Origin of the sequence: uncultured Megasphaera sp., from assembly GCF_900539295.1 — a bacterium.
GTDB lineage: Bacteria > Bacillota > Negativicutes > Veillonellales > Megasphaeraceae > Megasphaera.
On the sequence record NZ_UQBH01000002.1, the window covers coordinates 127,136 to 140,705 of the forward strand.

The 13,570-nt window shown below is 53.6% G+C and carries 9 protein-coding genes; 6 read left to right on the forward strand and 3 right to left on the reverse strand.

Annotation, left to right across the window (positions count from 1 at the left end; translation table 11 throughout):
* Positions 1–17 precede the first annotated feature (17 nt).
* Positions 18–1,193: a cation diffusion facilitator family transporter gene (locus QZQ46_RS01310; RefSeq protein WP_296826155.1), complete on the reverse strand. Its 1,176-nt coding sequence runs from the start codon at positions 1,191–1,193 to the stop codon at positions 18–20.
* A gap of 239 nt (positions 1,194–1,432) precedes the next feature.
* Here QZQ46_RS01310 and QZQ46_RS01315 point away from each other — a divergent pair, with 239 nt between their 5' ends.
* A complete protein-coding gene (locus tag QZQ46_RS01315; RefSeq protein WP_296826156.1) occupies positions 1,433–2,101 on the forward strand; it encodes an HAD family phosphatase in 669 nt (222 codons plus the stop codon).
* Positions 2,102–2,125: 24 nt separating this feature from the next.
* Here QZQ46_RS01315 and QZQ46_RS01320 read toward each other — a convergent pair whose 3' ends face one another.
* Together QZQ46_RS01320 and QZQ46_RS01325 are read right to left on the reverse strand one after the other, a co-directional pair.
* Complete coding sequence (locus QZQ46_RS01320) at positions 2,126–3,385, reverse strand: M20 family metallopeptidase (RefSeq protein WP_296826157.1); 1,260 nt, start codon at positions 3,383–3,385, stop codon at positions 2,126–2,128.
* Positions 3,386–3,404: 19 nt separating this feature from the next.
* Positions 3,405–3,932 carry a cob(I)yrinic acid a,c-diamide adenosyltransferase gene (locus tag QZQ46_RS01325; protein WP_296826158.1) on the reverse strand — a complete coding sequence of 176 codons (528 nt, stop codon included), beginning with the start codon at positions 3,930–3,932 and terminating at the stop codon, positions 3,405–3,407.
* Between the two features lie 153 nt (positions 3,933–4,085).
* On the opposite strand from QZQ46_RS01325, the gene QZQ46_RS01330 reads away from it, so the two are divergent.
* The 5 genes from QZQ46_RS01330 (at position 4,086) to nifJ (ending at position 13,414) form a co-directional block, all read left to right on the forward strand.
* Entirely contained in the window at positions 4,086–5,519 is a 1,434-nt protein-coding gene (locus QZQ46_RS01330) for a CCA tRNA nucleotidyltransferase (RefSeq protein WP_296826159.1), read from the forward strand.
* Between the two features lie 58 nt (positions 5,520–5,577).
* On the forward strand, positions 5,578–7,482 hold the full coding sequence (locus QZQ46_RS01335) for a penicillin-binding transpeptidase domain-containing protein (RefSeq protein WP_296826169.1): 1,905 nt from the start codon (positions 5,578–5,580) through the stop codon (positions 7,480–7,482).
* Between the two features lie 41 nt (positions 7,483–7,523).
* The gene (locus QZQ46_RS01340; RefSeq protein ID WP_296826160.1) at positions 7,524–8,375 is read left to right on the forward strand and encodes a bifunctional 5,10-methylenetetrahydrofolate dehydrogenase/5,10-methenyltetrahydrofolate cyclohydrolase; all 852 of its coding nucleotides are present in this window, start codon (positions 7,524–7,526) and stop codon (positions 8,373–8,375) included.
* A gap of 17 nt (positions 8,376–8,392) precedes the next feature.
* Complete coding sequence (locus tag QZQ46_RS01345) at positions 8,393–9,559, forward strand: class I SAM-dependent methyltransferase (RefSeq protein ID WP_296826161.1); 1,167 nt, start codon at positions 8,393–8,395, stop codon at positions 9,557–9,559.
* A gap of 324 nt (positions 9,560–9,883) precedes the next feature.
* Positions 9,884–13,414: a pyruvate:ferredoxin (flavodoxin) oxidoreductase gene (nifJ, locus tag QZQ46_RS01350; protein ID WP_296826162.1), complete on the forward strand. Its 3,531-nt coding sequence runs from the start codon at positions 9,884–9,886 to the stop codon at positions 13,412–13,414.
* Positions 13,415–13,570 lie beyond the last annotated feature (156 nt).

The window sequence follows — 13,570 nt, forward strand, 5'->3', positions numbered from 1 at the left end:
TTCCTTCTTCACCTTTTTTATTGCGGATCGGCGATGATCTGGGCCAGGACGACGCGGTACTTGTCGTTGTACTTTCTCATGCAGGCGTTGATTTCTCGGCGGATGCGGGCGATATTTTCTTTATTGTATTCGTCAGGCGGTATGTGGATGTCGCAGATGATGTTCAGGCGGGCGTTGCCGGAGGTCATGCGCAGGTGGTCCGTATGGTAGCGCGGGTATTTTTCGTGGACGATGTGATCGAGGACGTGGCGGATGGCATCGATCTTATCGGGATCGGTACACAAGGGGTCCATGTGGATGTTGATGTCCATTTGGTAGCGGTCCTTCAATTCATCTTCCAGGACATCGAGGGCGGCGTGGACGTCGGCCAGGTTGGCCGTGTCCGGGACTTCGGCGTGGATCGTGCCGAACATCCGGCCAGGACCGTAGTCGTGGATGCGGATATTGTGGACGCCGACGACGTATTGGCACTTTAAAGCACTTTCTACGATGCCGTCGATGAGTTCCGGGTCCGGCGCCCTGCCGAGGAGGATATTGATGACGTCTTTGGCAATGCCGTAGCCGGCGTACATGATCATGAGGCCGATGGCAGTGCCGGCCGCCGCATCGACGGGGAGGGTCGTAAACTGCTGGGCGATGGTTGTGACTAAGACGCCGGTCGTGGCCACGGCGTCGGTGATACTGTCGGCGGCTGTCGCTTCATTGACGCTGGAATTTATCTTCTTTCCGATATAACGGTTGTAGATGCACATCCAGACCTTGACGGCAATGGAGATGACCAGAATGCCCAGACTCCAGTAAGAAAATTCCATGGCTTCCGGTTCAAAGAACTTCCCAATCGACGTTTCGCAAAGCTTATAGCCGACGACGAGGATGATGACGGCAATCGTAAGGGATGCCAGGTACTCGAAGCGGCCGTGGCCGAAGGGATGTTCCTTGTCCGGCGGTCGGTTGCTGAGCTTGGCACTGATGATGGAAATAAAGGACGAGCCCATGTCGGTCAGGTTGTTGAAGGCATCGGACAAGATCCCGATACTGTTGCTGGCCATGCCGACGAGGAATTTACTGACGAAGAGGAAAAGATTACAAATGATGCCTAAGACGCCGCCGAGGATGCTGTATTGTTCACGGACGTGTTTATTGTCTGTGTCTTCATAGTTTTTTATGAAGCGGCGGATGATAAATTCAGTCATATAGAATCACCTGGCTTTCTGATTTCCTCTATTATAGCAGAGTTGGCGCAAGATACAAGAGATAATGAAAATGCAAATGAGAATAATGAAAATGCTAAAAAATCATAATATTATCGAAAATGGGAATAATTATTACCTCCTGTATCGGAAAAATTGCAATTCTCCTTTCTTTCGATATAATAAAAGGGAAGTTTAGAAATATGGTTGCAAATGAGGACCATTATACACAGGGAGGATTTATGGATAGAAGAAAAGCGTTGATTTTTGATATGGATGGGACGATGTTTGATACGGAACCGATTTCCTACCGATTCTGGCGGGAAGTATCGGCTCGTTACGGTTATGATTTGGATCGGACCGTCTTTGACCAGATGCTCGGCCGTGATAATGTGCGAATCCGCTCTATTTGCAAAGCATCCTTCGGGCCGGACTATCCTTATGATCAGGTGTGCCGGGAAAAAGTGGCCCTGCAGTTAGAATATTACCGACACAACGATATTCCCTTCAAACCGGGCCTGGGCCAGATCCTCGACTATGCTAAAGAAGAAGGCCTCATCTGTGCCGTCGCCTCGTCGTCGCCGCGGACGATGATTGAATATTTGCTGGAGCGGAACGGAATCGCCTCTTTCTTTGCCGTCGTTCAGAGCGGGGAAGAAGCGCCTCACGGAAAGCCTGAGCCGGACATCTTCCTCATGGCCTGCGAAAAAGCCGGCGTTTTGCCGGAAACGGCTTTGGTCATGGAAGATTCGGAAAGCGGGATTTTGGCTGCTCACCGGGCCGGTATTCCCTCCATTTGGATTCCCGATTTGATTGAAATCGATAAAGGCGTACAGGCCCTGGCCTGGAAGATTTGTAACAGTTTGGCTGAAGTACCGGACCTGCTTGAAAAAAATACGGCCCGGAACTGAGTTTTCAGTCCCGAGCCGTGTCGGTTAAATGTTGCGGGCGACGAGCTTTTCAAGGGGTTCGTCAGGCCGTGTGAAGGGGATATCCGGTTTTTCCTTTAAGTAATCGAGGGCAAAGCCCAGGCAGGCCGCCGTGCCGTAGGGAAGACCGTCTTCGTCGAGGTCGAACTCCGGCGTATGATGATTGGCGCCGCAGCCCTTTTCTTTATTTTCGATGCCCGTAAAGGTCAGGACGCCGGGGTAGAGCCGGGCCGTAAGGGCAAAGGTTTCCGATGCCATCCAGGGCTGGCAGTCCGTTAAGACGTCTGGGCCCATATACTTTTTGACGGCCTCGCGGGCGATGCCGACGCAGGTAGGATCGTTTTGGACTTCAAATAAAGGATCGGGCATGTGCAGGATTTCATAATGGCAGCCGTATGTTTGGCAGGAATGTTTCAGGATGTCCTGAAAGGCTTCGTAAAAGTCTTTTCCCGCATGGTCGTAACTGAAGAAGCGCGACGTCCCCGAAAAGGTCAGGGAGTTGGGGATGACGTTGAGCGTATCGCCGCTGTGCAGGCTGCCGACAGAGAAGGTCAGGCATTCCTTAGGCGGGACGATGCGCATGCGAAGGGCCTGGAGATTGCCGTAGATATCGTGGAAGCAGTCGATTGGGCTCCGGGCCAGGTCGGGGCGGGAGCCGTGGCCGCCGTGACCGTCGATGCGGATTTCAAAGCCGAAGCCGCCGGCCATGGGCGCTTCGCTGCAGACGGCGATATGGCCGGCCGGAATGTCCCAGCGGACGTGGGTGGCGTAGCAGGCGTCGATATGCCACGGGCTCTCTTCTTCGAGGTAGTGCAGGAGGTATTCGAGGGGGCCCGATGCTTCTTCGCCCCGTTCAAACATGAGGACTACCGTGCCGTCCCACTGTTCTTTTACGCGGTTCAGGATTTTGGCGGCGATGAGCTGCATGGCCATGTGGCCGTCGTGGCCGCAGGCATGCATGACGCCGTCATGGCGGGAGCGGCAGACCCTTTGGCAGGATAAGTTCGTGTCGCCTTCCGTAATGGGCAGGGCGTCGACGTCGGCCCGGAGGAGCAGGGTCTTTCCCGGTCCTTTACCGTCGATCCAGGCGATGAGGCCGCCTTTATCGACGAGGCGGAAAGAAATGCCGTATTCGTCAAGCTTTTTGGCAATATAGGCGATGGTTTGATCTTCTTGTTTCGATAATTCCGGGTATTCGTGAAAATGGCGGCGCAGGACGATGAGTTCTTCCTGCTCCTCTTTCACAGCTTCAAAGATGTTGATCATGTGAGATGCCTCCTTCAGGCTACTCTTCGATTCCCAGGCGGGCAGGGATGCCCTTATCGAAGGGATGCTTTATCTTTTTGATTTCCGATACGTAGTCGGCAAGATCCACGAGGGCCTGACTGGGATTGCGTCCGGTCAGGACGACTTCGGTGTCAGCCGGCTTTTCTTGTAAAAAACGGCGGACTTCTTCTTCCGGGACCAGACCCAGGGCGCAGGCTCCGATGAGTTCGTCGCAGACGGCAAGATCGGGTTTTTTATCGCAGCAGAAGGTGCGGACTTCGTTGAAGAGGGCCGTCTGGGCGGCCTTTGTCTCCTCTTTCTCCGCTTCCGTCATTTGGAAGGTGAACTTTAAGACAGGCTTTCCCCGAAGGACGGTAATGGCCGGAATCTGCTCCAGCGACGTGAGCTCTCCCGTCGGCCGCCCTTTTAAGAACTGGGCGAAGAGGACGCGTCCGCCTCGTCCGGCACAGCGAAGTGAGAGGCCTAAGGAGGCCGTCGTCTTGCCCTTGCCGTCGCCGCAATATATATGTATTAAACCTGTATCCAAGAAATTACCTCCTTTTTAATACTGAATGCCTAACTTTCAGGCATACCTTCTGAGTGCATTATAGCATAACGATAGGCTATCAGATAGTGGTCAGTACCGTCTATTCGTGTTATAATATAACATCATTGATTTCTAAAGGAAAGGAAGGCCGGGATGATGGAAGAACGAGCGCACCAACTGCTGACAGCACTGGAAGATGCGGGCTTTGAAGCCTATATCGTCGGCGGCGCCGTCCGCGATTTGCTCATGGGACGGACGCCCCATGACTACGATATTACGACGTCTGCCCGGCCTGATGACATCCGCCGCGTTGCGGAAGAACAAGGCTGGCATACGGCTGAAATCAACGCTGAAGCCTTCGGTATCGTCGTCGTCGTCCTCGAAGACCAGCCTTTTGAAGTCGCCTCCTTTCGCGGCGAAGCCTACGGAAGTGACAGCCACCGGCCGGAATCGGTGTGGTATGCCGATTCCCTTCGCGAAGACGTACTGCGCCGGGACTTTACGGTCAATGCCATGGCCATGGATCGCCGCGGCGAAATTTACGATTACGTCGGCGGAAAGAAGGATCTTAAAAAGAAACGGCTGGTTACCGTCGGCGACCCGAAGCGTCGTTTTCAGGAAGATGCCCTGCGCCTCTTTCGCCTGTGCCGCTTTGCCGGCCAGCTCGATTTCATGGCTTCCAAAGAAACGGTAGAGGCCATGCCTTTTGCCTTTGACCGCGTTTCCGGCTTGTCTCTCGAACGGGTCGTCGGCGAACTCGACCGACTGATGGTGACGCCGGCTGCCTTCCGCGGATTGGATATCCTCGTCCGCTCAGGCCTTGCTGCCTGTTCCTGCCGGCAGAAGGAAAACGGCGTTTATACGGCCATTCCGATTTTGCCGGAATTGAGTCATCTTCCCGATACACCTCAGTCGAAGCCTTTCCATCTCTTCGATGCCTGGGTCCATACCCTGGCGACGGTGGCCCACACGCCGCCCGACTTGACCATTCGCTATGCTGCTTTGTTCCACGATGTGGCCAAAGGGCTGCCCGGTATTCGCGGCGAAAAAGAAGGCCGCTATACCGATTACGGCCATGATTCGGAAGGAGCGGAAATGGCGGCAGCCGTGATGCTTCGCTGGCGCAAGAAAACGGCCTTTGCCGAGCGGGTGGCCTGGCTGGTCAAGACCCATATGAAATTTCATTTCTTTGCCAATACGGCTGAAGGGAATGTCGAGAAATGGCTTCGCCGTGAAGCCCTGCAGGGGCCTTTTTATCGGACCGATGACCTCGTTGAGGCCGTTCATCAGGCGACAGCCCTGTCCGTCGGAGATATCATCGGCTGCGGCCGCGAAGATACCAACACGGAAGGCACGGAATCCTTCGGCGAGTATATGGCTATGCTGGCAGCCGCCATGCCGGTCAGTACGAAAGACCTTGCCTATGACCGCCGTATTCCCGACCAGTGCCGTCGCCGGACCGGCGAGTGTCTGCGCGTCCTGTTGAAGCGGGTTCAAAACAAAGAACTGGCCAACGACGCCGATACCTTGGCGGCAGCCGCCGGCCGCTGGATGGAACGCCATGAAGGGGATGCCAACCATGGATAATACCGAAAAAAGAGAGAACCGTTATATCCGCCGTCATGTCGCCGTCTGCGTCTGTGCCATGATGCTCCTTTCGGCAGCTGTCCTCGGCGCCCTTTTTTTCCATCAGGTCCTGCACCATGACGATATGGTGGCCATGGCCGAGATGCAGAGCGAGACGAAGCGAAACCTTCAATCGCCGCGGGGCATGATCCTCGACCGCAACGGCAAAGTCCTGGCCATCAGTGAAATGTCGAAGTCGCTCTACGCCAATCCGACCATGCTCAATGAGCCGCCGGAAAAGGTGGCAGCCCTTCTGGCACCGTATCTTCGCATTTCTCAGGATGAAATACTGCGGCGGCTTAAAGAAGACACGGCCTTTGTCTGGCTCGACCGACAGATGGATCACGATAAATACGAAGCCGTCGAGGGCGTCATCAAGAGTGAAAAACTGCATGGTCTCGTCTTTCGCGATGAAAACCGCCGTTTTTATCCTAACGGGTCCATGGCTGCCCAAGTCATCGGCTTCGTCGGTGACAACGACCGCGGTCTCGACGGCATCGAAATGATTCTCGATGACGAAATTCGCGGCAGCAAGCAGACTTTCAGCCTTCAGACCGACGGCAACAACATTCCGGTCTTTGATTCGGCTCTGAAAAAATTCCTGCCCGATAAAGAACGGTCAGTCAGCCTTACCTTGGACAGTACCATTCAGTATCTGGCCGAAAAAGAACTGGACGGCATTATGACGCGGAATAAACCGGAAGGGGCGGCCATCATCGTCATGAACCCCAAGACGGGGGAAATCTTGGCCATGGCCAGCCGTCCGACCTATGATTTGAATCATTACGGGAAGGGCGATAAAGAATCGTACCGCAACCGGGCCGTCGTAAATGTCTACGAACCGGGGTCGACCTTTAAGCCGCTCATGGCGGCTGCCGCCCTCGATTCGGGAAAATGGAAGGTCAGTGACGTCTACCACGATACGGGATCCATTCAGGTTGCCGACCGGACGATGCATAACTGGGATGAGAAGGGCCTCGGCAACGTTACCCTTCGGGAAATCATTATGTACTCCATCAATACCGGGATGGTCCATATCGCCGTAGAAGCAGGAGGTAAACTGCTGACTGAATACGCGCACCGCTTCGGCTTCGGCTCGGTTACGGGCATTGAACTTCCCGGTGAGCAGGAAGGCATTCTGTTCTCACCGCAGACGATGTCCATCGTCGATACAGCTTCCATGGGAATCGGTCAGGGCATTGCCGTCACGCCGCTGCAAATGGTACAGGCTTTCAGTGCCATTGCCAATGACGGCCATATGATGAAGCCCTTTATCGTCAAGGAAATCGACAACCCCGACGGTTCCGTCTACGAAAAGAAGGAACCCGTTGAAGTGGGGCAGCCGATCAAGCCGGAGACGGCAGAGACGATTAGTAAATTCATGGGAGAAGAAATTTCTACCGGCGGCGGCCAGAATGCAAAAATAGAAGGCTATACCTTTGCCGGCAAGACCGGGACGGCCCAGAAGAAGACGGCTGACAGTACGGGTTATGCCGAAGGGCAGTACGTCGGCTCTTTCATCGGTTTCGGTCCCTTGGAAGATCCGCAGTTCTTAGTGCTGATCGTCGTCGATGCGCCGAGCGGCGTCTATTACGGCGCTCAGGTCGCAGCGCCGGTCTTTAAAGATTTGATGACTGAAATCGTCCGCATGAAAGGCATCCGGCCCACGTCGGATACGGGTGTCAAACCGTCCGTTCCGCTGGTAACAGAGCCTCCGAGAGTCCTGCCGTCCGTCCATCGGACGGAAGACGGCGTCCTCATCCCGTCGTTTATCGGCTGGAATACGAGGGACGTCAACGACTGGCTTAATGAGGCCGGCCTGGGCTTTATCCCGAAAGGCATGGGAATGGCCGTTCAGCAGGATCCGCGGCCCGGGAGCTACGCTCCTGACGGCAGTTCCGTCACGGTCACCTTTAAACGTTGAGGGACTGCCGCAAGGTATCATCTATCACAGGGGGAAATCGCATGCAAATACTCAATGGGAAAGACGTAGCCGCTTTTCATCGCAAGCGCATCGAACTTGAGCTGGCAGCCCTTCGGGAACAAAAGGGGACAGAGCCCGAACTTGCCATCGTCATCGCCGGCGATGATGCACCGTCGGCCATGTACGCCGCATCGATGAAAAAGACGGCCGAGTCCGTCGGCTTGAAAGCCTGCATTTATCAGCATAAGGAGGGCGTCCGGGAAGAGGACCTCTTGGCCCTCATCGACAGGCTCAATGAGAACCGGTCGGTCTTTGGCATCCTGCTGATGATGCCCTTGCCTTCATATCTTGACAGTCAGCGCATCATCAACCGCATCGATCCTTTAAAGGATGTCGACGGTTTGACCGATGCCAATATTGCTAATCTTTATACGGGCCGGGCCGGTTTTGTGCCCTGTACGCCTCAGGCCGTCATGGCCATCCTCGATTATTATCATATTTCTCTGAGCGGCAAAGAAGTGGTCATCATCGGCCGCAGCAACGTCGTCGGAAAACCGCTGGCGCAGCTATCTTTGCAGCAGAATGCAACGGTGACCGTCTGCCACAGCCGGACGGATGATCTCAGAGCCGTCTGCCGCCGGGCCGATGTCATCATGGCAGCGGCCGGCAAGGCAGGCTTGGTCACCGGCGATATGATAAAACCCGGCGCTGTCGTCATCGACGTCGGCATCAACCGGGTAGGGGGCAAGACCGTGGGCGACGTCGCCTTTGAAGATGCCGCTCCTTCGGTCGGGGCCATTACGCCCGTGCCGGGCGGTGTCGGTGCCGTGACGACGATGATGATTCTTGAAAACGTCGTCTGCGGCATCGCCCGGATAGAAGCTATTTTATAAATGAGAGGGGAGTATCTATGAATATCTTAGATAATTTTATGATTCATTATTTACGTCGCTTCGATAAAGATTGTTTCACGGTACGACTTCACGACAAGACTTACACCATTGGCGAAGGACAGCCCTTGTTCAATATTATCATCAACAAAGACATACCTAAGAAAGAGCTTTTGGCCTCGACGTCACTGGCTCTCGGTGAAGCCTATATGCGAAAGGACGTTGAAATCGAAGGCGATTTGTTTACGGCCCTGCGCTGCCTCCTTTCGCAGAACAGCCAGTTCTCCTTGGACAAATCCTTCTTTAAACGCCTGCTCTACCCGTCGGAATCGAAAGCTGCTCAGAAGCAGCAGGTCTCGTCTCACTACGACCTCGGCAACGACTTCTATGCCAAGTGGCTCGACCCGTCCATGAGCTATTCCTGCGCCTACTTTAAAAAGGACGACGATAGCCTGGAACAGGCCCAGCACAATAAAGTCCATTATATTTTGGAAAAATTAGCCCTCGAAGAAGGGATGACCCTCCTCGATATCGGCTGCGGCTGGGGCTACCTCCTCATCGAAGCCGCTAAGAAGTACGGCATCAAAGGCTACGGCTGCACGCTGAGCAAGGAACAGTGGAAGAAAGGGCAGGAACGGATCGAAGCCCTGGGCCTTCAGGATAAGGTTCAGATCGACCTTATCGACTACCGCGACCTCGTTGCCGAAGGCCGTCAGTACGACCGCATCGTCAGCGTCGGCATGTTGGAACACGTCGGCCGGTCCAATTATCCGTTATACATGGAAACGGCCAGCCACCTCTTAAAAGACGGCGGCATGTTCCTGCTCCACTACATCAGCGGCCACGATGAAAGCATCGGCAACCCGTGGATGAGAAAATACATCTTCCCGGGCGGAACCCTGCCGTCGCTGCGCGAAATCGTAAGCCTTGCTTATGACAACGACTTCCAGGTCATCGACGTCGAAAGCCTGCGCCGCCATTATTATAAGACCCTGATGTGCTGGTTCGACAACTTCCAGAAGGTCCGTGACGAAGTCATCGCTGCCCGGGGCGAAGAATTTGCCCGCATGTGGGATCTCTATCTCTGCGGCTGCGCCGTATCCTTCTACATCGGCAACATCGACCTCCATCAGATTTTGATGACCAAGGGCAGCAAGAACGACCTGCCTATGACCCGTTGGTACTAATGACGTTCAACAGTACTTCTTTGTAAAGAGACAAAAAACATATATCTATTGAAAGAGGACTTTACATGGTAAATTTATCGTGTAAAGTCCTCTTTTTTGCATATATAAGCCATTTATGATGAACTGCCAGAATGGACAATCAATCTGAACCATTTACGTATTATTTACGTAAAACGTATAACTATGAGCAAGTCGATGATAAAATGGCATGAATACTATGCTTGACTTTTATAGCTGCAGCGACTATACTAAAAGCATAGAAACGTTAAACGTTATACGAGTCCGGATTAAATTTTTGTTCATTCAGAAAAGGAAGTGTACTTTATGATTAAGCAAATTGTAAAAACTTTGGACGGTAACGAAGCTGCGTCTCACGTAGCGTATAACTTTACCGAAGTCGCAACTATTTACCCGATTACCCCGTCGTCTCCGATGGCTGAACACGTTGACGTATGGGCAGCCAACGGCCGCAAGAACTTATTCGGCCAGACCGTTAAGTTGGTTGAAATGCAGTCCGAAGCCGGTGCTATCGGTGCCGCTCACGGCGCTTCCGAAACGGGCAGTCTCTGTACATCCTTTACGGCATCCCAGGGCCTCATGCTGATGATCCCGGTTATGCACCGCTTAGCCGGCGAATTGAAACCGATCGTCCTGCACATCGCGGCTCGTACGGTAGGGACGCACACCATGTCCATCTTCGGCGACCACTCTGACGTCATGGGCTGTCGCAATACCGGCTGGGCTATGCTCTGCAGCGCCAGCGTTCAGGAATGTGCTGACCTCGCCGCTGTTTCACACTTGGCAACGATCAAAGGCCGCGTACCTTTCATGCACTTCTTTGACGGTTTCCGGACTTCTCACGAAATTCAAAAGATCAAGATGCTGCCGGCTGAAGAATTAGGCAAGCTGATTGACCGCAAAGCTCTCTATGACTTTAAACATACAGGCCTCAATCCGGAACATCCGGTCATGCGCAGTACCGTTACCAACCCGGACATGTTCTTCCAGTCCCGCGAAGCAAACAACCTTTGGTATCAGCGCCTGCCTTACATCGTTCAGGACTACATGGATCAGATCGGCGAATTGACGGGCCGTCCGTACCACCTCTTCGACTACTACGGCGCTCCCGATGCTGAACACGTCGTCGTCGCCATGGGTTCCGTTGCCGGTGCCATTCAGGAAACGATCGATAAACTCAGCAAAGACGGCAAGAAAGTCGGCTTCCTCCAGGTACGCCTCTATCGTCCGTTCTCCCTCGAACACTTCATGAAAGCTATGCCGGACACGGTTCGCACGATTACCGTTATGGACCGCACGAAAGAACCGGGCGCCTTGGGCGAACCGCTCTACGAAGATGTCTGCGCTGCTGTATCCCATATTAAACAGGACGTTACCGTTTTGGCCTGTCGCTATGGCTTGTCGTCGAAAGACGTTCCGCCGGCATCAATCAACGCCGTCTTCAACAACATGGAATCCCTCCAGCCGAAGAACCACTTCACGCTGGGCATCATTGACGACGTAACTCATCTGTCCATGCCGGATCTTCCCATTGCCGTTGACACGGAAGGCACGATCAGCTGCAAGTTCTGGGGCTTCGGTTCTGACGGTACTGTCGGCGCCAACAAGAACTCCATCAAGATCATTGGCGACAACACCGACATGTACGTCCAGGCTTATTTTGAATACGACACCAAGAAATCCGGCGGCGTTACGAAATCTCACCTGCGTTTCGGCACCAACCCGATCCGGGCTACGTACTACGTAAAAGCGGCTGACTTCCTGGCTTGTCATAAACAGGCTTACATGGGCACCTATGATATCGTCAGCGAAATCAAAGACGGCGGTATTTTCCTGCTCAACTGCGACTGGGATAAATCGGACGTTGCCAACCACCTGAGCAACAAGATTAAACGCCAGTTAGCTTCTAAACACGTACGCTTCTACATCATCAATGCCACCAAGATCGCCGAAGAAATCGGCCTCGGCAGCAACCGCACCAATACGGTTCTCCAGGCAGCCTTCTTCAAACTGGCTAACATCATGCCCATCGATGATGCTGTTAAATACATGAAAGACGCTATCGCTAAGACTTACCTCGCAAAAGGCGAACAGGTCATCTCCATGAACCAGGCTGCTGTCGACCGCGGTATTTCTGACCTCGTCGAAGTCGAAGTTCCGGCAGAATGGAAAGACCTTCCGTCCGATCCGATCGTCGAAGATACGCGCAACATTCCTGACTTCATTAAAAACGTCGTTGAACCGTCGAACTTACAGATCGGCGACTCCATTCCTGTCAGCGAGTTCGTTCCTTATGCCGACGGTTCCTATCCGCTTGGCACGACGCAGTATGAAAAACGCGGTGTCGCTTCCAAGGTTCCTGAATGGGATGTCGACAAGTGCGTTCAGTGTAACCGCTGCGCCCTGGTCTGCCCGCACGCTGTCATCCGTCCGTACCTCTTGACGGCTGATGAAAAAGCAAACAGCCCGGAAAGCTTCAAGACCAAGAAAGCCATCGGCAAAGGCCTCGAAGATTATGAATTCCGCATCCAGGTTTCGCCCCTCGACTGCTACAGCTGCAGTGCCTGCGCGAATGCCTGCCCGGCTAAGGCTCTGACCATGAAACCGCTCGAAACACAGCGCCATGAAAGTGAAAACTTTGAATATGCTCTTACCCTGTCTGTAAAAGATACGGGCCTCGATAAATTCTCCGTTAAAGGCAGCCAGTTCAACCAGCCGCTCCTCGAGTTCAATGGTGCCTGCGCCGGCTGTACCGAAACGTCTTACATGAAGCTTTTGACCCAGCTCTTCGGTTCGCGCATGATCGTTGCCAATGCGACCGGCTGTACTCAGGCTTGGGGCTCTGCAATGCCGAGCATTCCTTATACGACGAACCACGAAGGCTTCGGCCCGGCTTGGTCGAACTCGGTCTTTGAAGATAACGCCGAATTTGCTCTCGGCATGTCCCTCTCCATGGATCAGCAGCGTGAAGCCATCGCCATGAAATCGGAAGAACTCCTCCCGCTGACGGAAGGCGCCCTCCACGATGCCATCAAAGCTTGGCTCGATTCCATCGGTGTCGCCAATGAAGGCGAAGTTACGGAAGGCATCAGCCGGACGTACCTCAAAGAATTGATGGCCGCTAAGCTGACTGGCAAAGCAGCTGACCTTCAGAAAGACATCTTGGCTCATAAAGAACACGTCATCAAGAAGACGATTTGGATGTACGGCGGCGACGGCTGGGCTTATGACATCGGTTACGGCGGTTTGGACCACGTCATGGCTACCAATGCCAACGTCAACATCATGCTCGTCGACACGGAAGTTTACTCCAATACGGGCGGTCAGTCGTCCAAAGCAACTCCGATTGGTGCTGTCGCTCAGTTCGCGGCATCGGGCCGTAAGTTCAACAAGAAAGATTTGGGCCGTCTGCTCATGACCTATGGCCATATCTACATCGCTCAGGTCGCTCTCGGCGCTGACGCAAACCAGCTCATCAAAGCCGTCAAGGAAGCTGAAGCTTACAACGGTCCGTCCATCGTCATCGCTTACGCACCGTGCATCAACCACGGCATCAAAGGCGGCATGGGCAACGCTCAGAACGAAATGAAACGCGCCGTAGAAGCCGGTTACTGGCACCTCTACCGCTACAACCCGCTCCTCAAGGAAGAAGGAAAGAATCCGTTCATCCTCGATTCCAAGGAACCGACCCAGTCCTTCCGCGAATACCTCCTCGGCGAAACGAGATACGCAGCTCTTACGCGTACCTTCCCGGATATTGCTGAAGAACTCTTTGCTAAGGCCGAAGAATTTGCTGCTAAGAAATACGAAGCATATAAAGAATTGGCCGACAAATAAAGTTAGCACGCCTATAGATTTGCTCAGTCTATAGATTCACGCTCAAAAACCATATACATACCCCAAGGCGAAGGCTGTCGTTTCGGCAGCCTTCGCTTTGCATGGGGTTTACCCTGTTGAGCAGGCCACGCCTGCGAAACGATAATCCACCCGCTA

Excerpts from the sequence above, each read along its gene's own strand:
- QZQ46_RS01310 (WP_296826155.1), bottom strand. The coding sequence starts at position 1,193 with ATGACTGAATTTATCATCCGCCGCTTCATAAAAAACTATGAAGACACA.
- QZQ46_RS01315 (WP_296826156.1), top strand. The coding sequence starts at position 1,433 with ATGGATAGAAGAAAAGCGTTGATTTTTGATATGGATGGGACGATGTTT.
- QZQ46_RS01320 (WP_296826157.1), bottom strand. The coding sequence starts at position 3,385 with ATGATCAACATCTTTGAAGCTGTGAAAGAGGAGCAGGAAGAACTCATC.
- QZQ46_RS01330 (WP_296826159.1), top strand. The coding sequence starts at position 4,086 with ATGATGGAAGAACGAGCGCACCAACTGCTGACAGCACTGGAAGATGCG.
- QZQ46_RS01335 (WP_296826169.1), top strand. The coding sequence starts at position 5,578 with ATGATGCTCCTTTCGGCAGCTGTCCTCGGCGCCCTTTTTTTCCATCAG.
- QZQ46_RS01340 (WP_296826160.1), top strand. The coding sequence starts at position 7,524 with ATGCAAATACTCAATGGGAAAGACGTAGCCGCTTTTCATCGCAAGCGC.
- QZQ46_RS01345 (WP_296826161.1), top strand. The coding sequence starts at position 8,393 with ATGAATATCTTAGATAATTTTATGATTCATTATTTACGTCGCTTCGAT.
- nifJ (WP_296826162.1), top strand. The coding sequence starts at position 9,884 with ATGATTAAGCAAATTGTAAAAACTTTGGACGGTAACGAAGCTGCGTCT.